The organism is Komagataeibacter sp. FNDCF1 (genome assembly GCF_021295335.1).
In the GTDB taxonomy this organism is placed as follows: domain Bacteria; phylum Pseudomonadota; class Alphaproteobacteria; order Acetobacterales; family Acetobacteraceae; genus Komagataeibacter.
In genome coordinates this window covers 2,481,011-2,503,006 of the sequence record NZ_JAIWOT010000001.1, presented here as the reverse complement: position 1 = coordinate 2,503,006, position 21,996 = coordinate 2,481,011, and the positions used below count along the sequence as shown (strand labels likewise).

At 65.2% G+C, this 21,996-nt stretch carries 19 protein-coding genes, 1 tRNA gene and 2 riboswitches; of the genes, 8 read left to right on the top strand and 12 right to left on the bottom strand.

All coding sequences use genetic code 11. The annotated features are described in order from the left end of the window. Positions 1 to 31: 31 nt before the first annotated feature. The gene (locus LDL32_RS11835; protein ID WP_233067149.1) at positions 32 to 292 is read right to left on the bottom strand and encodes a hypothetical protein; all 261 of its coding nucleotides are present in this window, start codon (positions 290 to 292) and stop codon (positions 32 to 34) included. Positions 293 to 387: 95 nt separating this feature from the next. Between LDL32_RS11835 and LDL32_RS11830 the strand changes: the two genes are divergently transcribed. Then, complete coding sequence (locus LDL32_RS11830) at positions 388 to 909, top strand: DUF2721 domain-containing protein (RefSeq protein WP_233067147.1); 522 nt, start codon at positions 388 to 390, stop codon at positions 907 to 909. A gap of 25 nt (positions 910 to 934) precedes the next feature. Here LDL32_RS11830 and LDL32_RS11825 read toward each other — a convergent pair whose 3' ends face one another. The 5 genes from LDL32_RS11825 to LDL32_RS11805 form a co-directional block, all read right to left on the bottom strand. Beyond that, on the bottom strand, positions 935 to 1,900 hold the full coding sequence (locus tag LDL32_RS11825; protein ID WP_233067145.1) for an ABC transporter substrate-binding protein: 966 nt from the start codon (positions 1,898 to 1,900) through the stop codon (positions 935 to 937). Positions 1,901 to 1,964: 64 nt separating this feature from the next. Then, positions 1,965 to 2,061: riboswitch (TPP riboswitch) on the bottom strand. Positions 2,062 to 2,173: 112 nt separating this feature from the next. Further along, a complete protein-coding gene (locus LDL32_RS11820) occupies positions 2,174 to 3,385 on the bottom strand; it encodes a cytochrome b N-terminal domain-containing protein (RefSeq protein WP_233067144.1) in 1,212 nt (403 codons plus the stop codon). A gap of 264 nt (positions 3,386 to 3,649) precedes the next feature. After that, a tRNA-Arg gene (locus LDL32_RS11815) sits at positions 3,650 to 3,726 on the bottom strand. Between the two features lie 54 nt (positions 3,727 to 3,780). Beyond that, a complete protein-coding gene (locus LDL32_RS11810) occupies positions 3,781 to 7,080 on the bottom strand; it encodes an efflux RND transporter permease subunit (protein WP_233067142.1) in 3,300 nt (1,099 codons plus the stop codon). Between the two features lie 37 nt (positions 7,081 to 7,117). Beyond that, the gene (locus LDL32_RS11805) at positions 7,118 to 7,957 is read right to left on the bottom strand and encodes an SDR family oxidoreductase (protein ID WP_233067140.1); all 840 of its coding nucleotides are present in this window, start codon (positions 7,955 to 7,957) and stop codon (positions 7,118 to 7,120) included. A gap of 92 nt (positions 7,958 to 8,049) precedes the next feature. On the opposite strand from LDL32_RS11805, the gene gmk reads away from it, so the two are divergent. The 7 genes from gmk (at position 8,050) to LDL32_RS11770 (ending at position 14,324) form a co-directional block, all read left to right on the top strand. Beyond that, on the top strand, positions 8,050 to 8,712 hold the full coding sequence (gmk, locus tag LDL32_RS11800) for a guanylate kinase (RefSeq protein WP_233067138.1): 663 nt from the start codon (positions 8,050 to 8,052) through the stop codon (positions 8,710 to 8,712). A gap of 150 nt (positions 8,713 to 8,862) precedes the next feature. Beyond that, entirely contained in the window at positions 8,863 to 10,101 is a 1,239-nt protein-coding gene (locus LDL32_RS11795) for a multidrug effflux MFS transporter (RefSeq protein WP_233067136.1), read from the top strand. Between the two features lie 123 nt (positions 10,102 to 10,224). Then, positions 10,225 to 11,010: an ABC transporter permease gene (locus tag LDL32_RS11790; protein WP_233067133.1), complete on the top strand. Its 786-nt coding sequence runs from the start codon at positions 10,225 to 10,227 to the stop codon at positions 11,008 to 11,010. Further along, the gene (locus LDL32_RS11785; RefSeq protein ID WP_233067132.1) at positions 11,007 to 11,801 is read left to right on the top strand and encodes an ABC transporter ATP-binding protein; all 795 of its coding nucleotides are present in this window, start codon (positions 11,007 to 11,009) and stop codon (positions 11,799 to 11,801) included. Before LDL32_RS11790 ends, LDL32_RS11785 begins: the two co-directional genes overlap by 4 nt. Positions 11,802 to 11,984: 183 nt before the next feature. Beyond that, positions 11,985 to 13,391: a DNA repair protein RadA gene (gene radA / locus LDL32_RS11780; protein WP_233067130.1), complete on the top strand. Its 1,407-nt coding sequence runs from the start codon at positions 11,985 to 11,987 to the stop codon at positions 13,389 to 13,391. After that, a complete protein-coding gene (locus LDL32_RS11775; protein WP_233067129.1) occupies positions 13,388 to 14,014 on the top strand; it encodes a YigZ family protein in 627 nt (208 codons plus the stop codon). The genes radA and LDL32_RS11775 overlap by 4 nt, the downstream gene beginning before the upstream one ends. Before the next feature lie 58 nt (positions 14,015 to 14,072). Further along, on the top strand, positions 14,073 to 14,324 hold the full coding sequence (locus LDL32_RS11770) for a DUF3297 family protein (RefSeq protein ID WP_233067127.1): 252 nt from the start codon (positions 14,073 to 14,075) through the stop codon (positions 14,322 to 14,324). A gap of 145 nt (positions 14,325 to 14,469) precedes the next feature. Here LDL32_RS11770 and LDL32_RS11765 read toward each other — a convergent pair whose 3' ends face one another. The 6 genes from LDL32_RS11765 to ribD form a co-directional block, all read right to left on the bottom strand. Then, positions 14,470 to 17,064: an MMPL family transporter gene (locus LDL32_RS11765; protein ID WP_233067125.1), complete on the bottom strand. Its 2,595-nt coding sequence runs from the start codon at positions 17,062 to 17,064 to the stop codon at positions 14,470 to 14,472. 141 nt (positions 17,065 to 17,205) lie between these two features. Continuing rightward, complete coding sequence (locus LDL32_RS11760) at positions 17,206 to 18,216, bottom strand: lysylphosphatidylglycerol synthase domain-containing protein (protein WP_233067123.1); 1,011 nt, start codon at positions 18,214 to 18,216, stop codon at positions 17,206 to 17,208. Between the two features lie 75 nt (positions 18,217 to 18,291). Further along, entirely contained in the window at positions 18,292 to 18,777 is a 486-nt protein-coding gene (gene ribH, locus LDL32_RS11755; RefSeq protein WP_233067121.1) for a 6,7-dimethyl-8-ribityllumazine synthase, read from the bottom strand. Positions 18,778 to 18,811: 34 nt separating this feature from the next. Beyond that, complete coding sequence (gene ribB, locus LDL32_RS11750) at positions 18,812 to 20,062, bottom strand: 3,4-dihydroxy-2-butanone-4-phosphate synthase (RefSeq protein ID WP_233067118.1); 1,251 nt, start codon at positions 20,060 to 20,062, stop codon at positions 18,812 to 18,814. Continuing rightward, the gene (locus tag LDL32_RS11745) at positions 20,062 to 20,679 is read right to left on the bottom strand and encodes a riboflavin synthase (RefSeq protein ID WP_233067115.1); all 618 of its coding nucleotides are present in this window, start codon (positions 20,677 to 20,679) and stop codon (positions 20,062 to 20,064) included. The genes ribB and LDL32_RS11745 overlap by 1 nt, the downstream gene beginning before the upstream one ends. A gap of 2 nt (positions 20,680 to 20,681) precedes the next feature. Further along, on the bottom strand, positions 20,682 to 21,701 hold the full coding sequence (ribD, locus tag LDL32_RS11740; protein WP_233067113.1) for a bifunctional diaminohydroxyphosphoribosylaminopyrimidine deaminase/5-amino-6-(5-phosphoribosylamino)uracil reductase RibD: 1,020 nt from the start codon (positions 21,699 to 21,701) through the stop codon (positions 20,682 to 20,684). A 126-nt stretch (positions 21,702 to 21,827) separates the two neighbouring features. Next, positions 21,828 to 21,985, bottom strand: a riboswitch (FMN riboswitch). Between the last annotated feature and the right edge of the window lie 11 nt (positions 21,986 to 21,996).

The window sequence follows — 21,996 nt, the reverse complement described above, 5'->3', positions numbered from 1 at the left end:
TATCACAAAGCTGTGTTTATATTTCCTTAACTTAATTCTTGACTGTATCCCCCCTGCCCATGGGGTTGCTCACGCCATCACGGGCGTGCCGCCATGCGGCTTCCAGCGCCGCGACCATGGTGTCGTGCGGCGGGGTCCAGTCCTGCGCTCCCAGTGTGGGTAGCGTCAGGCGCGCACGCCAGCCGGTGGCGGGCTGGCGTTCGATCTCGAGCCGCCAGTCATCGGGGATGCGCGCCAGCACACGCGCCAGGCGTTTCTCCGGTGTCAGCGGTGTGGCGTAATTATGGGACATGGCAGGGCTCCTCAGGCTGTACGGGGCAACTCTGCCCCTTGACGGGGGCAAGGATAAGCCCAAAAAACGCATGCCCTGCCGCCCCTGCCAAGGATATGCCCGCCGTGTCTGCCTTCCCCGGCCTCATTCCCGATGAATCCGTCGATGGTGTCGCCCATCTGATCCAGACCGCGCTTACGCCGGTTTTCATGCTGTCCGGCATTGGCACGCTGCTCAACATGTTCAACACGCGGCTTGCCCGGGTCAGCGACCGGATCGAGATCGTGCGTGACAAGCTGGAAAGCCAGGACGACAAGACCGACAAGGATACGCGCACGCTGCTCAGGCGGCTGGCGCTGCTGCACTACCGCACCCTGCTGCTGGACGCGGCAATCCTGTTTGGTGGCGTGGGCGGGGCTTCGGCCTGCGGTTCGGCCTTTGCATTGTTCCTGGGCAGTGTGCGCGATTCCGCCGTGGCGTGGTGGCTGGTGCTCATGTTCGGCAATGCGCTGGTCTGCACCGTCATTGCGCTGGGCATGTTCCTGGGGGACAGCATCGTGGCGTGGCACGGCCTGCGCGTGACCATCTTCCTGCCGCACAAGCGCGACCTGCTGACCTCCATCACCCCGCAGGACTGACGCCCCGCAATTCAGGGGCCGGATATCAGGGGCTGGCGGGCAGGCTGAACGGGTCCACCGCGTACTGCCCCAGCGGGACATCACGGGTCATGATTCCATGGGCATGCAGGAAGGCGGCAAAGGCCGTGTAGCGGGGCACGTTGAGCAGGGCAGGCTGCTTGCACAGGCGTGGCAGGGTGGCCTGCCATGCCGCCCGGTTCAGCGGTGTATCCAGTTCCGGGTGGTCATGGATGGCCTGCGCCAGCATGGCGTCGGGGTGGTTGATCAGGGTATTCGTGCCTTCTGCCAGGGCATCCATGAACGCTCTGATCCATGCATCATGGACATGCGCCCGGCTGACCAGGAAGATCAGTTCATCGGACATGGGCACGCCATGCTCCTCGGGGAAGAAGGTGGATACGTGGATGCCCTTCTGCTGCAGGTCAAGCAGTTCATAGGTCCGTGCCGCCCCGATCACCCCATCCACCGCATGGCTGATGATCGCCTGTTCAAGCTGGAAATTGACATTCACCTGCCGCACGTCGCTCATGGCCAGCCCGGCCGAATGCAGCATGGCATCAAGGGCCGCGTCATCCACGCCGGGCATGGAAATGCCGATTGTCCTGCCCTTCAGGCCAGCAAGGTCCGTAATCCCGTCACGCGCGATGAGTACGTTCAGCGGTGTATCGATCAGCGTGCCCACGCGCACCAGCGGTATGTCCTGTTCGGCCAGCATGCCAAGCTGGGTCTGGTAGGATATGGCCATGTCCGCCTGTCCCGCAGCCACAAGGCGTGCGGGGGATCCGGGATCAGCCGGGGCGATCAGCTTCACGTCCAGCCCGTGGCGGGCAAATGCGCCGCTGTACTGCGCGGCCAGCAGGCTGGCATGGTCGGCGTTGAGAAACCAGTCCAGCACGACCGTAACCTGCTGGCTGGCCGCCCGGGCGGGAGATGCCAGCAGGGCGCAGGCCAGCAGGGCCGCGGGTCCGATGGCGCGCATGATCGTGTGCATGGGTGGGTTCCCTTCCTGCATGTTCGCGATCCATGGCAGGCAGGAAGCAGGCGTGCGGGTTCCGGGTCTTACGGAACAGCCTCCCTTCGCTGGCATGACCCAGATCAGGTTCAACGGGTATGATCTCAGCCCACAAGCCATGGGCACCCCGGTCGGATAAAAGAGTGTGGGTCTGGCCCACTTCCGTCAAGTAAGGGCCGTTCAGGACGGCACGCAAATCATAAAGAAGTTTTTGGCAAAGCCTTTTTCAAAAAAGGCGGCACCCAGAAACGTTTATCGTTCCCGGCGCATCTCACGCCGCGCGCATAGCGGCAGCAGCACAAGGAAGTAGCCGAAATAGCACAGCGCCGCGATCCGCCCCACGATCATCCAGGCCCCTTCCGCATGATGGCGGCCGACCAGCCCCATCAGCACGAAGGAGATCACAACCCCCGCCATGCCGGCCCGGCACAGCGGGCGTGAACGGGCCGAGCGGATGGGGGAGGGGTCCAGCCACGGCACCACGAACAGCACCCCGATCGACGCCCCCGCCGCCACCAGCCCGCCAAACTTGGAGGGCACGGACTGCAGCAGCCCGTAAAAGGGCAGGAAATACCATTCCGGCTCGATATCGGCGGGCGTGTGCATGGGGTTGGCGGGGCGGTAGTTTTCCGGCTCGGACAGGAGATCGGGCCACAGGAAGGCAAGGGCCACGAACACCAGCGCGAACAGCACGAGGCCGGTCACGTCCTTGGTGGTGTAATAGGGGTGGAAGGGCACGGTCTCGCGCGCGGGCACGGGCTGGCCGGTGGGGTTGTTCGGCCCGCTGACATGCAGGGCCATCACATGCAGCGCGACCACGGCCACGATGCCGAACGCCATGACGAAATGCAGCACGAAAAAACGGTGGAGAAAAATGTCCCCCAGCTGGTCGCTGCCTTCCATGATGTGCTCGAGCGCCGGACCAATGACCGGCACGGCCCCGACCGCCTTGCCCGCCACGTCCGCTCCCCAGTAGGACATCTGCCCCCATGGCAGCACGTAACCCGCAAATGCGGTGACCATGGCCATGAGCAGCAGGACAAGCCCGGTCAGCCACAGGATCTCGCGCGGCTGCTTGTAGGAGCCGTAATACAGCCCGCGGAACAGGTGGATGTACAGCGCCGCCATGAACAGGCTGGCCCCCGTCATGTGCATCGCGCGCAGCATCCAGCCGCCGGGCAGCTGGCGTTCGATCATCTCGATCGACATGAAGGCTTCACCGGTAGTGGGGGTGTAGTTCATGGCCAGGAAGATGCCGGTGGCCAGCATGAGCACCAGCACGACAGTCAGGATCGCCCCGAAATTCCACAGCGCGTTAAGGTTACGCGGCATGGGAAAATCGACATACTCCTGCCTGAAGGCGCTTATGACCGGCAGCCTGCGGTCAATCCATGAAAGGAGACCGCCAGACGGCGCTGGCCGCACGGGCAGGGGCGTGTTTTCGGGGAGGCTGGGCCCGCTCATCGCTGGTTCCTGAATTCGGACGAAAGGAAGATCAGCTACCCTGTAGCAGCCCCGCAGGCCACAGGCACCTGATCTTTTTTGCCATGCCGTGTTCAGGGAATATCCTGAAATAAGGATAAAAGTTTTTGGGTACCGGCTTTTTTCAGAAAGGCGGCGTTCCCTGAAGCTTTTTGAAAAAAGCTTCCCCAAGAACTTTTTCACGTTTCATGGACGGGCTGCCGCAAAGCACCATTCAGAAACAGAACCAGATTTTTTTAAGGAGAGTGGCGCACCCGAAAGGACTCGAACCTCTAACCCCCAGATTCGTAGTCTGGTGCTCTATCCAGTTGAGCTACGGGTGCGTCGTGAGGGGGCTTTTAGCCGACGGTCATGGACCCCGCAACCCCCTTTTTTGATTATCGAAAGATTTTTTTACGCCCCCCTGCCAGCACCTTTCCGGCCAGTCGTAGCGCCGCCGTACGCACGCGCTCCATGTAAAGATAGATGACCGGCGTGGTGTAGAGCGTCAGCAACTGGCTCATCATAAGGCCGCCCACAACCGTAATGCCCAGCGGGCGGCGCATTTCCACCCCGTAGCCACCATTGGTGATGAGCGGTACCGCCCCAAGCGCCGCCGCCAGTGTGGTCATCAGGATGGGACGGAAGCGCTGGATGCATGCATCGCGTATGGCCACCTGCGGGGGCAGCCCCCGGTCACGTTCGGCATGAAGCGCGAAATCCACGATCAGGATGGCGTTCTTCTTCACGATCCCTACCAGCAGGATCATTCCGATCATGGTGATGAGCGAGAACTCCTGCCCCGTCACCCACAGCCCCAGCACCGCCCCCACCCCGGCGGAGGGCAGGGTGGACATGATGGTCAGCGGATGGATGTAGCTTTCATACAGGATGCCCAGCGTCACATAGATCGTGACCAGGGCCGCGATGAAGATCAGCACCTCGTTGATGATGGCCGACTGGAACTGCGCCGCCTGCCCGGTAAACCCGCCATGGATGGAAGGCGGCACATGCAGGCGGATCATGGTTTCCTCCACCGTGGCGGAGGCATCGCTCAGCGCCATGCCGGGGGCAAGGTTGAAGGAAATCGCCGCCGAGACGAACCCGCCCTTGTGCGATACGGTAATGGAGGTGGGGCGCGGCACGAGTTGTGTCACGTCGGAAAGCGGGATCATCGTCTCGGTTGATGAGGACACCGCCGACCCGCTGGACGCCCCCGCGCCACCGGCCAGCCGGTTCGCGATCTGGTTGCGGAAGGATTGCTGGCTGAGCTGCGTGCTGCGGCTGGCGGTGCCATCGGCCTTGACCCGCACGGTATTGGATACCGTGCCCCCGCCCGCGGTCCCCCCCGATGTGGAAATGCGGAAGGAGCGCAGGATATCGGGGGACGTGCGGTACTGGTCGGCGACTTCCATCACCACATGGTAGGTGGCAAGCGATGTGGAAATGTTCGACGCCGTACGCTGGCCAAAGGCATCATACAGCGTGTTGCTGACCAGCTGCGGGGTGATCAGGTAGCGCGCGGCCAGATCGCGGATGATGTCGGCATGGATGGCCGCACCATTGTTCATCACATCCGTCGTCACGTCGCGCAGGGTGGGGGCCGCGCGCAGCGCCGCCACCAGGCGCGGGGCCCAGGTGTAGATGTCCTCCGCACTGTCACTGGTCAGCAGGTAGCGGTAGGCGCCTTCCTTCTGCCGCCCGCCGCCGCCACTTATGTCACCCGCCGAGAACATCGAGACATCAAGCCCCGGAATATGCTCAAGCCGCCTGTGGATGCGCGCGATCATCTCGTCCGGCCCGTCGCTGCGGCGGTTGCGGTCGATCATCTGCGCGAAGGCCTGCCCCTCGATGGTGGTGTCACCGGAGAAGGCGACGACTTCCTGCGTGTCGGGGTCCGCCATCATCGCGTCGCTTATGGCGCGGATCTTTTCCTTCATGGCGGGAAAGGAAGTGGTCTGGTCGGCACGGAAGAAGCTCATGACCATGGCCACGTCCTCCTTGGGCAGGATGCCCTTGGGCATGAGCACGATAACTCCCACCATCACCGCCAGGCTGAGCGGCAGGCTGAGTGCCGTCAGTACGTGGTGGCGGAGTGCAACGTCCAGCGTGCGCTCGTAAAAGCGCAGCAGGTGCTGGTAGCGCGCCTCCAGCCAGTCGCCCGTGGCGCGCGGCCAGCGCCGCCACCATGGCGCCGTGGGCGGCGGGGGGGCCGGCTCGCCCACCTCCAGGAACAGGCTGCACATCATGGGTGTCAGGCTGAGTGCGAGCACCAGCGAGACGGTGACGGTGATGGCCAGCGTCATGGAAAATTCGAAGAACACCTTCCCCGGCGTGCCGCCCAGCAGCAGCAGCGGCAGGAACACCGCCACCAGCGATATGGTGATGGACAGCACGGTAAACCCGATCTCGCGCGAGCCCTGAAGGGCGGCGTCCATGCGGTTCATCCCCGCTTCCATATGGCGGGCGATGTTCTCCAGCACCACGATCGCATCATCGACCACAAAGCCCGTGGCAATGGTCAGCGCCATGAGCGAGAGGATATCGAGCGAGAAATGGAACGCCGCCATGAGCGCCAGCGTGCCCGCCAGCGAGATGGGCACGGTAATGGCCGGGATCAGGGTCGAACGCGGCGTGCGCAGGAACACCAGCACCACCGCCACCACCAGCACGACGGAAGCCAGCAGCGTCCACTGCGTATCGGCCAGCGAGGCACGGATGGTGATCGAGCGGTCCATGGCAGGCGTCAGCATCACGCCGCCGGGCAGGGCCGCGCGCAGGGTGGGCAGGCGGCCCTTGATCTCGTCGATTACGTGGATGACGTTGGCCCCCGCGCGCGGGCGGATGATCGCCATGACAGCCGTATGCCCGTTCAGGAAGCCTGCCAGCCGTTCGTTTTCCACCCCGTTATGCACGTTGGCCACATCGCTCAGCCGCACGGGGCGGCTGTCACGGTAGCCAATCACCAGATCACGGTACTGGGCGGCGGTGCGCGCCTGATCATTGGTGGCCAGCGTGTAGCGGGTGGTGTCGTTTTCTATGATACCCTTGGGCGTGTTGGCATTGGCCGACGCCAGGGCGGAGCGGATGTCCTCGAACCCCAGCCCGTACTTGAACAGCGGCCACGGGTTGATTTCCACCCGTACGGCAGGCGCCGAACTGCCCGCGATTTCCACCCACCCCACGCCCTGCACCTGCGCCAGCAGGGGCTGCAGGCGGGTCTTGGCAATGTCATACAGTTCGGACACCGGCTGCGTGTCCGATGTCAGCGCCAGGATCATGATCGGGTTGTCGGAGGGATTGGCCTTCCAGTATTCCGGCTGCGACTGCAGGGTGGCGGGCATGTCGGCGCGGGCGGCGCGCAGGGCGGCCTCCACGTCATTGGCGGCGGAATCGATATTGGTCGATTCATTGAAGGTCAGCAGGATGAAGGCGTTGTCCTGGCTGGAATCGGACTCGATCTCGCTCAGTCCCGCCACCTGCCCCAGCCTGCGCTCGAGCGGTGTGGTGACGGAACTGGCCATCTGCTGTGGCGAGGCGCCGGGCTGGGTAGCCATGACATAGATGACCGGCACCGCGATATCGGGCAGGTCGCCCACCGGCAGCGTGCGGTAGGCCAGCAGCCCCGCCAGCAGCATGGCCGCCGCCAGCAGGGTTGTGGCCACCGGGCGCAGGATGAAGATACGGCACAGGTTCACGCGCTATTTCCGCGCCTGCTGGCCAACGGGCCTTCATTCATGCCGTGGGCAGGGGGCGGGCCGCCGCGTCGTCCAGCCCGGTTTCGGCCATGGTGCCCGCCTGGCCCGCGGGCTGGCGGAAGTAATAGGATTCCGCAACCCTGACGGGCAGCAGGTCCATGAAGCGCGATCCCGCCGCCAGCCACCACGGGAACGAGATGCACCGCCTGCCGCGCGCCACGCCCTTCACGATGGCCCGCACCGCATCCCCCGTCTGGGTCAGGCCGGGCATGGGAAAATCGTTCTGCGTGGTCATGGGGGTCGCGACAAACCCGCAGGTCACGCTGGACATGACAATGCCCGCGCGCGCCATGTTGCCCCCCGTCGCCACGATAAAGCGGTCCACCTCCGCCTTGGACGCGCAATAGGATGGCGTGCCGGGAAACGAGACCAGCCCCGCCACCGACGCCATGGCGCAGATCCGCCCGCGCATCCCGTCCGCCCCGCGTGGCTGGCGCAGCATGACATGCAGCGCGGGCAGCACCGTGTTCACCACGCCATCCACGTTGGTTGCAAACATGCGGCGGATCTGGTCATCGGGTTCATGAGGGGCCTCCGCCCCGCCACGGGTGGAAGCGGTAATGCCCGCACAGGCAAAGACAAGGTCGAGGGGGCCTGCGGTGGAGATCCATTCCTCCATGCCGGCCCGATCGCGCACGTCATGCACATTGATGCGGGCATCCGCGCCCCGGGCGATGCACCGCCTCGCCACGTCATGCAGCCTGTCCCTGTTGCGCCCCCCCAGGTGGAGTGTGCGCCCCGGACGGGCAAAGGAAAGGGCAAGCCCGCGTCCGATACCGGACGATGCGCCTGTAATGAGTATCGAATCCTGTTTCATATTCGCAGATTACATACACCCTGTTAGAACTGCGCTACCCCGTTTGCGCCCCCGGCCTGCATTGGGGGGACGTTACGACCAAGGAGAGCCGCATGAGCCAGACATCCACCCCCCCACGAACCCCGCCTGCCCCGTCGGTCCGGCGCAGGGGGGTCTGCCTGGTTATTTCAGCCCCGTCCGGCGCGGGCAAGTCCACCATCGCCAATGCGCTGCGGGCGTCCGAGCCCCAGCTTCTGCATTCCGTATCGGTCACCACCCGCCAGCCCCGCCCCGGGGAGAGTGATGGCATCCATTACCATTTCCGCAGCATGGAAGAATTCGAGCGCATGGCCCGGGCGGGCGAGATGCTGGAATGGGCCACCGTGTTCGGCCGCGGTTACGGCACGCCGCGCGCGCCGGTGGAGCAGGCGCTGGCGGAAGGGCGCGACATGGTGTTTGACATCGACTGGCAGGGGCACCGCCAGATCCGCGCGGCCCTGCCTGATGACGTGATCAGCCTGTTCGTGCTGCCGCCCTCCATCGAGGAACTCGAACGCCGCCTGACCGGCCGTGCCTCGGACGAGGCCGACGAGATCGCGCGCCGCATGCAGGCCGCGCGCGACGAGATCTCGCACTGGAACGAATTCGATCATGTCATCATCAATTCCGACCTGGACATGGCCATTGCGGAGGCCCGTTCCGTGCTGGTCGCAGCCCGGCTCGAACGCCACAGGCAGGTCGGGCTTGCGGCGCTGGTCGCGGGTTTCGGGGTCTGAATCACGCAGGCGGCCGGTCAGGCGGGGGGCCGCGCGCCACGCATGGGTTGCATGTGACACGGCGGTGGACAAGCCCCCCGCAATAGGCGGATATGCATGCACCGTGGCCCCGGGCCACATCCCGCCCCGCTCATTTCATGCCGGATTCCCATGCCTGCCCGCAGCACGCCCGCCGCCCCCATGTCGTACTGGATGATTGCCCTGCTGGGGCTGCTTACGGCGATTGGTCCCCTGGCCACGGATATGTACCTTCCCGCCTTTCCCATCATGGATCACGATCTGGTGGGCGGGCATGCGGGGGCCAGCCAGGTCACGCTGGCGGCATGGTTCGCGGGGCTGGCGGTGGGTCAGTTCAGCCTCGGCCCCATTTCCGACCGGCTGGGGCGCAGGGTTCCGCTGCTGGGCGGCCTGGTCCTGTTCATTGCCGGGTCCATGGGCTGCGCGCTGGCGGACGGGTTCACCCTGTTCTGCCTGTGCCGCTTCGTGGCCGCCCTTGGCGGGGCGGCGTGCGCGGTCGTGCCGCGCGCCATCGTGCGTGACGTGGCGACCGGCGCGCAGGGTGCGCGCATCATGTCGCAGCTCATGCTGGTCTTTGGCGTCATGCCCATCCTGGCGCCGTCGCTGGGCAGCCTGGTGCTGTCGGTCGGGCACTGGCGGTGGATTTTCTGGATTGCGGTCAGCTACGGCGGGCTGGGACTGGTGGCGGTGCTGGCCACCCTGCCTGACACCATGCCGCCGGACCGGCGCATTGCCTTCTCGGTCGCGGGCATGATCGCGCGCTATGGCGGTCTGGTGCGTGAGCCGGTGTTCATGTCCAGCGCGCTGGTCAACAGCTTCTCCTCCTTCGTCATGTTTGCCTACATCACTTCCGCCCCCATGGTGTTCGAACACCTGCTGCATTTCACACCGGGGCAGTTCGGGGCCTTCTTCGGCCTCAATGCCGGGGTGTTCATCGCCTCGGCACAGCTTAACGGGTGGCTGGTCCACCGGGTCGACCTTTCCCGTCTGGTGGATGGCGGGGTGGTGTGCGCCCTGTTTGCGGCGGTAACGTGCCTGGGGCTGTCGCTTGCCGGGGTGGCGGGGGCGGGGCATCCGCTGCTGGTCTGCGCGCTGGTCATGTGCATTACCGGGTGCCTCGGGTTCATCGGGCCGAATGCCACGGTCATGGCCTTTACCCATCATGGCCACCAGGCGGGCAGTGCCTCGGCGCTCATGGGCACGATCCAGTTTTCGCTTGCCGCCGCCAGCGGCTTCATCCTTGGCCATGTGACCTTTCACAGCCCGGCGCCGCTGGCCATGGTGATCACGATGGGCGTGCTGTGCATGGCGGGATGCAACCTGTGGCGCCATGCCTGTGACCGCCGCGCGGCCCACGGGCCCGTATCGTGACGGGGCGCCCGCGGCGTTCATGCGCTTTCGCTTTGACGTGGGGCACGCCCCGCGCTACGGCAGGAACATGTCCGCGGGATGTGCTGCCCGGCGTGGCGACCATTCCCCTGCGCTGGAGGCCTCGTGAACGGCGTTCTTGATTTTGTTGCCGGACTGGGCCGGGCGCTTCTGGATATTGTCCGCATGGCGGGACGGGTGGCGCTTTTCGCCGCTGTCGCCCTGTCGCATGTGGTCCGCCCCCCCTTCTACTGGCGCAGCCTGTGGGGCACGCTGGTGGAGATCGGTTTCTTCTCCCTGCCCGTGGTGGCGTTGACGGCGCTGTTCTCCGGCGGGGTGATCGCGTTGCAGTCCTATACCGGCTTTGCCCAGTACCATGCCCAGAACGCCATTGCCGGGATTGTCATCCTGGCGGTCACGCGCGAACTGGGGCCGGTGCTGGCGGGGCTGATGGTGGCGGGCCGCGTGGGGGCCGCCATGTCGGCCGAGATCGGGACCATGCGGGTGACCGACCAGATCGACGCGCTGAGCACGCTGTCCACCAACCCCATGAAATACCTGGTCACGCCCCGGCTGATCGCGGGCACGCTGGCGCTGCCCTTCCTGGTGGTGGTGGCGGATGTACTGGGTGTGCTGGGCGGGTTTACCGTATGTGTGATGAAGCTGGACTTCTCGCCTTCCGCCTACATTACCGCCACCCTTGCCTCGCTCAAGGTGATGGACGTGACCGTGGGGCTGGTGAAGGCCGCGATCTTCGGGTTCCTGATCGCGCTCATGGGCTGCTACCATGGCTATAACAGCCGGGGCGGGGCCGAAGGCGTGGGGGCGGCCACCACGGCGGCGGTGGTCGCGGCATCCATCCTGCTGCTGACCTTTGATTACCTCCTGACGGACGTGTTCTTTTCCCAATGAGTGACGCAACCCCCAAGATCCGCATTCGTGGCCTGAAAAAGGCGTTCGGCCCCAAGGTGGTGCTGGACGGGGTGGACCTTGACGTCGCGGGTGGCACCTCGTTCGTGGTCATTGGCGGGTCGGGTACGGGCAAGTCGGTGCTGCTGCGCTGCATACTGGGGCTGATCACGCCCGATGCCGGGTCCATCGAGATTGATGGCGTGGATGTCACGGCCCTGTCCGCCCGGCAGCGCGAGCCATACATGGCCCGGATCGGCATGCTGTTCCAGAACGGCGCGCTGTTTGACAGCCTGAGCGTGTGGGAGAACGTGACTTTCGGCCTGACAGCCGCCGCCCGCATGGGCCATGGCCCGCGCCTGACCCGCGCGCAGGCCCAGGCGCGGGCGGGCGAACTGCTGGAACAGGTGGGGCTGGATCCCGCCGTGGGCGTGCTCTCGCCTTCCGAACTGTCTGGCGGCATGCAGAAGCGCGTGGGGCTGGCGCGCGCCATCGCCGCCCGGCCCGAGATCCTGTTTTTCGATGAACCCACGACCGGCCTCGACCCCATAATGGGCGCCGTGATTGACGGACTGATTGCCGACTGCGTGCGCAGGCTGGGCTCGACGGCCATCGCCATCACGCATGACATGGCCTCCGCCCAGCGGATTGGGGACCGGGTCGGCATGCTGTACGAAGGCCGGCTGATCTGGGAGGGACCGCCATCCACCCTGTTTGACAGTGGCAACCCCGTCGTGGACCAGTTCACCCATGGCCGCCGCGAAGGGCCGATAAAAGTCGATGTACGTCGCTGACTGATAAAAAAAGACAGAAGTTTTTGGGTGCCGCCTTTTTTCAAAAATGCGGCGTCTTTCAAAGCTGCTTGAAAAAAGCTTCACCAAAAACTTTTTCCTGTTTGGCCAAGGGGCTTCCCTGACTTTCGCGGCCGGTCGTTCCATATATGATATGCACGATCTGTTCTTGTCCAAGGAGCCATCATGGCGCGTCGGCCCGCTAACCGTTTTGTCTGCCAGTCCTGCGGGGCGGTCTTTCCCAAATGGTCGGGTCGGTGCGATGCCTGTGGCGCGTGGAACAGCATTGTGGAGGAATCGGTCGAGCCCACGGCAACCGGCGGCACCACCGCGCGCAGGCGCACGGGCGCGCGCATCAACCTTGTCGGGCTTGCGGGTGACACGCCGCCACCGCCGCGCATCGAAACCCGTATTGGTGAACTGGACCGCGTGCTGGGCGGTGGGCTGGTCCCGGCATCGGTCGTGCTGGTGGGCGGGGATCCGGGTATCGGCAAATCCACGCTGTTGCTGCAGGGGGCCTGTGCGCTGGCCCGCGCCGGACGCAAGGTGATGTACATCTCGGGTGAGGAAGCGGTGGACCAGATCCGCCTGCGCGCGCGCAGGCTGGGGCTGGAAGCGCCCACGCTGGAACTGGCCGCCGCCATCAACGTGGCCGATATCGTGGCGACGCTGGAGGCGGAAAAGGATCTGGCGCTGGTCGTGATCGACTCGATCCAGACCATGTGGATGGAAACGGTGGAAAGCGCACCCGGCACCGTAAGCCAGGTGCGCGCCTGCGCGTTCGAACTGATCCGGCTGGCCAAGCAGCGTGGCTTCAGCCTGATCCTGGTGGGCCATGTAACCAAGGAAGGCGCACTGGCCGGCCCCCGCGTGCTGGAACACATGGTCGATGCAGTGATGTATTTCGAGGGCGATCGTGGCCACCAATTCCGCATCCTGCGCGCGGCCAAGAACCGTTTTGGCGCAACCGATGAAATCGGTGTCTTTGCCATGACCGATCAGGGGCTGGAGGAAGTGCCCAATCCCTCCGCCCTGTTCCTGGCCGAGCGGCGGGGGCATATCGCGGGTTCCGCCGTATTCGCGGGGATGGAGGGCACGCGGCCGGTACTGCTGGAAGTCCAGGCCCTGCTGTCGCCCAAGGCGGGGGATGGTGGCGCACGGCGCGCTGTCGTGGGGTGGGATACCGGGCGGCTGAACATGCTGCTGGCCGTGCTGGAGGCGCGCTGCGGCATCAAGCTCAACGCCATGGATGTGCACCTGAACATAGCCGGTGGCCTGCGGGTGGGGGAACCGGCGGCTGACATGGCGGTGGCCGCGGCCCTTGTATCCGCCGCCACCGGGCAGCCCACCAGTGCGGGATCGGTCTATTTTGGCGAGGTCGGGCTGTCGGGCGAGGTCCGTCAGGTCTCCCAGCCCGATACACGGCTGAAGGAGGCACACAAGCTGGGGTTCGAGCAGGCTTTCCTGCCGCGCCGCATCGCGCGCGGCAACCGCAGGCCAAGCGCGCCCGCGGGCCTTGGTGTCCGTGAAATCGGCCATCTGGGCGATCTGGTCGGCCTGTTCACGGGGGCAATGGAGGAAACGGAGGCGTGAGCACGCCCGAACGCTTCATGCTGAGCGAACCGGCCATGCTGGAGCGCGAGATCAAGAAAAGCATCTTCCTTGCCCAGGCGGCGTCGGTCACGACACCAGCGGAGGCCATGGCCTTCATCGCCGCCGTCAGTGACCCCGATGCCTCGCATAACTGCTGGGCCTACCGGATTGGCCAGGCCTATCGCAGCGATGACGCGGGCGAGCCGGGCGGGACGGCGGGCCGCCCGATCCTGCAGGTGATCGAGGGACAGGGCTTTGATCGTACCGTGGTAGTGGTCACCCGCTGGTTCGGTGGCACCAAGCTCGGGGCCGGCGGACTCGTACGCGCCTATGGCGGCACGGCGGCGGAATGCCTGCGCGTGGCGCCACGCGTGCCGATCGTGGACATGGTGGAGCTGACATTCGACTGTGGTTTTTCCGAACACGCCCTGCTGCGTGCAAGGCTGGAAGGCATGGACTGCCAGATCGTGTCGGAAGACTTTGGCGGCCATGGGGTCCACCTGCATGTTGCCGTGCCCGTAACGCGGGAGACGGAGGTGCGCGCCCGCATTACCGACATCACGCGCGGGCAGGCGGTGATCCGTGTGGTGGAGGAAGATACGGGTCCGGGTGTTGGAGAGTGACGGCATTGCCGCTATGTCAGACAGCGTTCCACGTTCAGCATACGGAAAAAGACCAGATATGACCGATACCCCGCCGGACCGCCTGTCCGTCAATCCCGCCAGCCCCTTCTATAACGAAGCCCTGCTTGATCGTGGCATTGGCGTGCGCTTCAAGGGCATCGAGAAAACCAATGTCGAGGAATACTGCATAAGCGAAGGCTGGGTGCGTCTGGCCGTGGGCCGGGGCACCGACCGCTTTGGCAACCCGATGACCATGAAGGTCACGGGCCCGGTCGAGGTCTGGTTCAAGGACAGTGCAGAAAGCGAATAAAGGAATAAAAGTTTTTGGGTGCCGCCTTTTTTCAAAAAGGCGGCGTTCTTTGAAGCTTTTTGAAAAAAGCTTCACTAAAAACTTTTCCATGAAAAAAGGCCGCATCCTTTCGGATACGGCCTTTTTTTGTCTCCCATGCCAAGGGTTATTCCTTGTCGATCGCACGCTTAGGCAGCAGGGCGGGCACAAAGACCAGCGTCGCCACCAGCGTACAGGCCAGGGAGAGCAGCAGCAGCCGCCCCATGCTGGCCGTGCCCGGATGGTGCGATGCCGCCAGCGAGCCGAACGCCGTGCCCGTGGTCAGCGCCGAGAACAGCACCGCGCGCGCCGTGGGGCTGGACAGCGGTGATCGGATGCCCGCCCGCCAGTTCATGACGAAATAGATGTTGAACGACACACCCACCCCCAGCAGCAGGGGAAGTGCGATGATGTTGGCGAAGTTGAGCTGCTCGGGCACCACGATGATCAGGATGACCGTCATCAGCGCCGAGAGCAGCAGCGGGGCGAGCACCAGCGCCGTATCGAGCAGCCTGCGCAGGGCGACCGCCAGGATGATGGCGATCATGACAATGGCCGCCGCCGCCGCCGTGACAAAGGCGTGCACCATGGTCGCGGCACTCTGCACGATATCAATCGCCGAACCGGCGGCCATTGGTGCGATCTTCTGGATCTCGCTGACATAGGTGTGCAGCGCGTGGTTGCCCTTCATCTCGCGCGTGGGGTGGACTTCCACCAGTGCGCGGCCATCAGGCAGCAGGTAGTCACGCGTCAGTTGCGGCGGTACGTCGGCAATGCTGACCGGCTTGGCCTGCAGCATGCCACGCAGCATGTCGAGCTGCATGGGCAGGAAGCGGACCAGTGCCTCGTTTGTGGCCAGGATGCGCTGGTCATCCGCCTGTGACAGGTGGGCAAGGGCCGACTGGATGCGCCGCAGCGGGTCATCGGCGGCCAGCTTGTCCAGCACACCACCCAGTTCGGCCGCCGTCTTGGCGGCTGCGGCCTTCAGGTCTGCTGCATCGGGCGCGGGTCTGGGGTTGGCCACGATCAGGGTGGGCAGCATGATGTTGGCGGCATCCTGTATCAGCGGCAGCTTGGCCTTCTGGTCGGCAGGCACCAGTGATCCCAGCCACAATGCGTCATGCACCAGCGGCAGGGCGGAAATCCTGTCCGACATGGCGGCGGCCTGGTCCAGGCCGGGCATCAGGATATCCACCGTATAGGGCGAATACTGCGGTTCGGACATCAGCATGCCCAGCGTGACCATGCCTTCTGATTTCGGGTTCTTGGTATGCAGCGGGTCGGCATCGAACGTCAGCCGGGGCACCAGCGCCACGCCCACCAGCGCGATGGCCACGAACGCGGCCAGTATGGGCTTGCGGTGGTGGCGGATGGCCGTATCCACCGGCCGCGCCCATGCAAACCCGATGGTGCCATGCCCCGCCGTGGGGCGGAACAGCCGCAGCAGGGCGGGCAGCAGCGTCAGCGTGCAGCCAAAGGCGAAGACCATGCCAAAGCCCGCAATCAGCCCAAGCTGGGCCACGCCCACGAAGGCGGTGGGCGTAAAGGCAAGGAAACCCGCCGATGTGGCCATGGCGGCCACAAGGATCTGGTGGCCGGTTTCATTGCCGGTCTGCTCAAGCGCCTGGACAATGCCGGGTGCCGAACCATCGGGCAGCGCCTGCGCGCGGAAGCGGACCGAGAACTGGATGGCGAAGTCCACCGCAATGCCGACGAACAGGATGGCGAACGCCACCGAGATCAGGTTCAGCTTGCCCACGACAATGGCGGCAAACCCGGTGGTCAGCAGCAGGCCCGATACCAGTGTGATGATGATGGGCACGATCACCCGCCATGTATGCACCGCCAGGATCAGCCACAGCGAGACCAGCACCAGCGAGCCCAGCAGCCCCGCCACCATGCCCTCGGCAACGGTTGCGAATTCCTCGTCCGCGATCTGGGTATCGCCCGTTATGTGGACATGCGCCCGCCCGCTTTTGACAAAGGGCAGCGCGTTTGCCGCATTACGGATGGCATCGGCCGCAGCCCCGCCGGGCTGGAAGGAATCAAAATCCAGCTTGGGCTGGGTCACGACAAACTGGAACTGCCCCCCCAGGTCGGCCAGGTCCCCCGCCAGCAGTCGCTCCCACGAGAGGGGTTCGGGCGTGCCGGATACCGAATGTTCCAGCGTGGTGGCAAAGCCGTCCAGCGCCGCGCGGAAGGGGCCAAGATCGGCCTGCCCCTGGTTTATGCCCAGCGCGATCAGGTTCAGCGCATCGAACAGCCCGCGCCCCGACGGGTCGGCGGCCAGTTCGCTCAGGAAGGGCTGGGCGGTGATCGTGGTGTTGAGTACGCGCTCCAGCGCCTTGGGATCGAGGAACATGAGCCCGTTGCGCACAAGATAGGGGTCGGTCTGGGGCGTGGTGACGTAGTTGAAGTGGGCGTGGTCATCGCGCAGCTTTGCCGCCAGCCCCAGCGCGGTCTGCTGGGCTTCCTCCGGCAGGGCGGCGTCGATCACGGCGACAAGCTGGTCCTGTTTCTGCGGGAACAGGCGGCCCATCTCCTCGGAGCGTTTCTTCCAGTCCAGCGAGGACGAGAACATCTGGTCCGTATCGGTCGTGACCCCGAGCAGCGCGTAACTGGCGTAGGTGGCACCCGCGATCAGGACGGCAAATACCATTACGACCGCAATGGCATGACGGGAACAGAAAGCGACAAGGCGCCCAAGCGGTACCGATAGCATGACGAGTATTCAGCCCTTCAGAAACCTACGTCGTGCCGCATGGGCGCGGCAGTCGGTCAAGAGGCCCGGTTTGGCCCATGATGCGGTCCCGATGCAAGGTGGTTCTTCATTGCATGCCGTAACAGGGGAGGCATCATCGGGTTACGGCTGGCCGGGCATGTGTATTTCCTTGGCGGCGGCGGGATCGGGGCGCACCCAGCGTATTTCCATGGCCTGCCATGCCACCAGCGATGGCAGGCCCCATGCGATCTCGCGCAGGCGCTTGATGAGCGAGAGCGCGATGCCCACCTGCGGCGACAGGCCGAACAGCCCGCCGATGATGATGTATCCCCCTTCCGACACGCCCAGCGCGCCGGGTACGGCAAAGCCCGCCGACTTCGCGGCCTGCCCCACGCTCTCGATCACAAAACTGTCAGAAAGCGGGAGCGGATGCCCCATGGCGCGCAGGATCACGAATACCTCGAACGTGCCCAGCGACCAGCCCAGCAGCTGCATCGCGCCTGCGCGCAGTGAATTCTCGCGCGTGCGGTACAGCGTCAGGATCTCGTCATGCAGGCCACGGATGTCTTCCACTCCGTCCCATCCCAGATGGGCCGCGATGCGGACCAGCAGCTTTTCCACCAGCGATATGGCACCCAGATACTGGCTGCCCAAAAAGACCGCGCCCAGCGCAACCGCGCAGCCGGCACTTTCCATGAGTTCATCGGTAATGGGGGAGCGGTTGACCAGGCAGAACAGCAGGCCCAGCCCCATCAGCGTGAAGGTGACCTGACTGAGCAGTTCAATGGTCAGGTCACAGATGGTGGAAGCCGCGGCCCGCCTGATACCCAGCCCTTCGCGCCGGGCCAGCAGGCGGGTGGTGATGACCTCGCCGCCCACCTGGGCTACGGGCAGCAGGTTGTTGATCCCTTCGCGCGCGCAGCGCAGGGCCACGAAATCGGTAAAGGAAAGACGCCGCCGCCCGGTCTGGGCCAGAAGCCGCCAGGCCTGGGCGGAAGCGCAGACCTGTGTCGCATGGAACGCGATGATGGCGGGAATGCTCCACCCCCCCGCCGCGACCAGGCCCAGGATGTCATGCAGGCCGAAGCGCCCGAGCATCCAGATCGTAAGGCCGATGCCGAATGCCCCGGCGATGAAGGTAAGCTGCCGCATTCGCCATCCCCGTTCTTGTCCCGGCAGGACCATGAGAGGGACTGTTTCAGCCGTTTCGCATGGGCCGGCCGTATCTTAACAGCCTCTGATTTTATGAAGCAATGCGATACTTTCAACACAGGCGGCAACAGCCTCGCGGCCCTTGTTGTGCACGTCATCGCGTGAGCGGATCACGGCCTGTTCATCGGTATAGGTGGTCAGCACGCCAAAGGCGATCGGCACTTCCGTGGCCAGCGCCGCCTGCTGCAGGCCGATCGTGGCGCCAAGGCTGATGAACTCGAAATGCGCGGTATCGCCCTTGATCACGCAGCCAAGGCAGACCACGCCGTCATACCGTCCCGTGCGGGCCAGCGTCTGGGCCAGCAGCGGCAGTTCATACGCACCGGGTGCGTACAGGATGTCTTCCGCGCGCATGGCGATGTCGTGCTCACCCAGCCACGCCACCGCGCCATCGCGCAGGCCGTGGGTCACGTCTTCATTGAAGCGGCTGACCACGATCGCGATGCGCGGCGGGTGGGCAAAGTCAAGCTGGGCGGGGGTGGAGGGGGTGTTGGTGCTCATGTCAGGCTTTTTTTCCGTGATTATTATTATGGCGTCAGTGCGTATCCGCCGTTTCCGGCTGGCACAGGGCATGGCCCATCCGGGTGCGCTTGGCTTCCAGATAGGCGCGGTTGAAGGGGTTGGGCTCCACCGCGAGGGCAATACGCTCGCGGATGTCAAAGCCATGTTTCTGCAGGGCGCGCACCTTGTCGGGGTTGTTGGTCAGCAGGTCGAGCCGGTTCACCCCCAGCGCGCGCAGGATGGCGGATGCCGCCTGCCAGTCGCGCGCATCGGTCTCGAAACCCAGCCGGTGGTTGGCGTCCACCGTGTCCAGCCCCCCGTCCTGCAGCGCATAGGCACGGATCTTGTTGGCAAGCCCGATGCCGCGCCCTTCATGTCCGCGCACATAGACCAGTACACCGGCTTTTGCCCTGCCGATCTGCTCCAGTGCGCCCTGCAGCTGCGCGCCACAGTCACACCGCAGCGAACCCAGTGCATCCCCCGTCACGCATTCGGAATGCAGGCGCACCAGCGGCACGGTGCCGGGGCTGTCGGGCTGGCCCTTGACCATGGCCACATGTTCCGTCCCGTCCGGCGCGCGGAAGGCATGGATCATCATGTCCGGTCCGCCAAAGCGGCTGGGCAGGTGGGCGCGCGCGACCTGTTCCACCGCAGGCGCCACATCCGTGCCATCCGTGATCGGGTTGTCCTTCAGCCAGCGCGCCAGTTCGGCAATGGAAAGGATCTGCAGACCGTGGCGTGTGGCATAGGGGCGCAGGTCGTCCATGCGCGCCATCGTGCCGTCCTCGTTCATGATCTCGCAGATCACGGCGGCCGGGATCAGCCCCGCCATGCGGGCAAGATCGACCGAGGCCTCGGTATGGCCGGGGCGCGCCACCGTGCCGCCGGGCACCGCGCGCAGCGGGAAGATGTGGCCGGGGGAGACCAGGTCCTCGGGCTTTGCATCGGGGGCGGCCGCCACCAGCACGGTCTCGGCGCGGTCGGCGGCGGAAATACCGGTGGTCACTCCCTCACGGGCCTCGATGGAGACGGTGAACGCCGTGCCGCGCGGGCAGGTATTCACCTGCGTCATCATGGGCAGGTTGAGCTGCGTGATCCGCCCGGCCGACATGGGCATGCACACCAGCCCGCGGGCATGGGTGACCATGAAGTTCATGGCGGCGGGCGTCATGAGTTCGGCGGCCATGACCAGGTCGCCCTCGTTCTCGCGGTCCTCGTCATCCACAAGGATGATCATCCCGCCCCGGCGGATGGTGGCAACGGCCTGTGCCAGTGCCGGGGGCATCAACGATACTGACATATGCTCTCCACATATTTGGCGATGACATCGACTTCGATGTTCACCGCGTCTCCTGCCTTCAGGGTGCCAAGGGTTGTGTGTTCCCAGGTATGGGGAATGATCATCAGCGCAATGCGGAACATGTCGGGCGCGCATCCGTCCGCGCCCGGCTCACCCACCGCGTTCAGCGTCAGGCTGATGCCATCGATCGTGATCGAGCCCTTTTCCACCAGGTAGCGGCGCAGCCGGGCGGGAATGGAAAAGGTGATGTGGCGGGCCTCCCCCGTCCGTTCCACCGCCAGCAGGTGGCCGGTGCCATCCACATGGCCCTGCACGATATGGCCCGACAGGCGGGTGGCGGGGGTGACCGCGCGTTCCAGGTTCACCCTGTGCCCCGTCTCGATCCGGCCCAGCGCCGTGCGGTCCAGCGTTTCCGAACTGATGAAGAAGGTGGCGTTTCCCGCCGCGTCAAACGACGTGACCGTCAGGCACACGCCATTGACGGCGATGCTTTCGCCCAGGCTCAGGTCGGTTATGCCCGTGGCCACGGTAATGTCCAGGTCATGGTCAAGCCGCCGCGCGGCGCTGACATGTCCCTGGTGTTCGATGATGCCGGAAAACATGCTTACTCCTTCACGGCGGAAAATTCGGGCAGCAGGCGGAGCGGTGTCACATCCCCCTCGCGCACGCGGATGTCGTAGTGGTCCGTGCCATCGTTGCCCGCGGTAATGGTCAGCCAGTCGTGCCACAGGGCGCGTGCCGCGATTTCGGCGAGCAGCGCGGGACCGGCCTCCACCATGGCCCATGTCACGCCCGCCCGCCCCAGCAAGTCCGGCAGGGCCGCGATGTCGGTGCACAGGCGCACGTCAAAGCCACGGTTGCGTGCGGCTGTCAGGTAGGCTTCATCCACTTCCCCCGTGCGGGTGCAGATGGCCAGTACACGCGGCGCGCGCCCCGCATGGTCGGGCACGCGGCGCACGTCCAGTCCCGGCCGGTCGGCGCGTATGGTGCCGCCCGCCGTAATCACCGCATCGGTTGCGCGGCGCAGGCGGTGCGCCAGATCAAGCGAGGCTGCGGAGGTAAACGTGGTCCGCCCCGGGGGGGGCAGCATGGAACCGGTGCCATCCACCGCCTGCTTGACTGTGATCCACGGCTGTCCGGTGCGGGTAAAATGGGCAAAGGGCGCCAGCAGGCTGCGGCACAGGTCAAGCAGGCCTGCCTGCGGGCCGGTGGGCTGGAGCACATGCACCGCGCGGCCGTGGCGCCGCAGGTAGTCCGCGCCGCCGCCTTCGACATGGGGATTGGGGTCGCGAAGGCCGATCCACACCTCACGCACCGGGGTGGCCGCCAGTGCGTGCGAACATGGGCCGGTGCGGCCGGTATGGTTGCACGGCTCCAGGGTTACGATGGCGGTATGGGCGCGTTCCAGCAGGCCGCGCGCGCGGCACTGGTTTATGGCCTGTATTTCGGCATGGGGGGTGCCGGCGCGGTGGTGGCCACCCGTGGCCAGGATCGCGCCATCGCGGTCAAGCAGGGCGCAGCCGACTGGCGGGTTGGGTGCCGTGGCGCCGACATGGCGCGCCGCCTCGTCCACCGCCGCGCGGAAACCCCGCGCAATGGCGGGCAAAAGGTCGGGGCCTGTCATGGCACTGATGGCCTGCGGCAACGCGTCCAAAACACACTTCTCCATCCATCCGGACGGACTCAGGGCGCGTAAAACCATTACCCCGCCCCTGCCCATGGAGTCCCATGGGGGCAGGCAGGCCATGATTTCCGTTCTCTCTCATCCGGACTGTAACCGTCGGTTCCGGAATCACACCGGATCTGCTTGACCCCGGCCCCGTGGGGACCGGGCGCTCGCGGACTTATGCCCCGTTACCGGGAACAAATACCGCCGGTGGGGAATTTCACCCCGCCCCGAGAACGCCTATGAACCGGGC

What these genes read in the sequence shown, in the direction of transcription:
- LDL32_RS11835 (WP_233067149.1), bottom strand. Translation starts at nt 292, where the DNA reads ATGTCCCATAATTACGCCACACCGCTGACACCGGAGAAACGCCTGGCG.
- LDL32_RS11830 (WP_233067147.1), top strand. Translation starts at nt 388, where the DNA reads ATGCCCGCCGTGTCTGCCTTCCCCGGCCTCATTCCCGATGAATCCGTC.
- LDL32_RS11825 (WP_233067145.1), bottom strand. Translation starts at nt 1,900, where the DNA reads ATGCACACGATCATGCGCGCCATCGGACCCGCGGCCCTGCTGGCCTGC.
- LDL32_RS11820 (WP_233067144.1), bottom strand. Translation starts at nt 3,385, where the DNA reads ATGAGCGGGCCCAGCCTCCCCGAAAACACGCCCCTGCCCGTGCGGCCA.
- LDL32_RS11805 (WP_233067140.1), bottom strand. Translation starts at nt 7,957, where the DNA reads ATGAAACAGGATTCGATACTCATTACAGGCGCATCGTCCGGTATCGGA.
- gmk (WP_233067138.1), top strand. Translation starts at nt 8,050, where the DNA reads ATGAGCCAGACATCCACCCCCCCACGAACCCCGCCTGCCCCGTCGGTC.
- LDL32_RS11795 (WP_233067136.1), top strand. Translation starts at nt 8,863, where the DNA reads ATGCCTGCCCGCAGCACGCCCGCCGCCCCCATGTCGTACTGGATGATT.
- LDL32_RS11785 (WP_233067132.1), top strand. Translation starts at nt 11,007, where the DNA reads ATGAGTGACGCAACCCCCAAGATCCGCATTCGTGGCCTGAAAAAGGCG.
- radA (WP_233067130.1), top strand. Translation starts at nt 11,985, where the DNA reads ATGGCGCGTCGGCCCGCTAACCGTTTTGTCTGCCAGTCCTGCGGGGCG.
- LDL32_RS11770 (WP_233067127.1), top strand. Translation starts at nt 14,073, where the DNA reads ATGACCGATACCCCGCCGGACCGCCTGTCCGTCAATCCCGCCAGCCCC.
- LDL32_RS11765 (WP_233067125.1), bottom strand. Translation starts at nt 17,064, where the DNA reads ATGCTATCGGTACCGCTTGGGCGCCTTGTCGCTTTCTGTTCCCGTCAT.
- LDL32_RS11760 (WP_233067123.1), bottom strand. Translation starts at nt 18,216, where the DNA reads ATGCGGCAGCTTACCTTCATCGCCGGGGCATTCGGCATCGGCCTTACG.
- ribH (WP_233067121.1), bottom strand. Translation starts at nt 18,777, where the DNA reads ATGAGCACCAACACCCCCTCCACCCCCGCCCAGCTTGACTTTGCCCAC.
- ribB (WP_233067118.1), bottom strand. Translation starts at nt 20,062, where the DNA reads ATGCCCCCGGCACTGGCACAGGCCGTTGCCACCATCCGCCGGGGCGGG.
- LDL32_RS11745 (WP_233067115.1), bottom strand. Translation starts at nt 20,679, where the DNA reads ATGTTTTCCGGCATCATCGAACACCAGGGACATGTCAGCGCCGCGCGG.
- ribD (WP_233067113.1), bottom strand. Translation starts at nt 21,701, where the DNA reads ATGACAGGCCCCGACCTTTTGCCCGCCATTGCGCGGGGTTTCCGCGCG.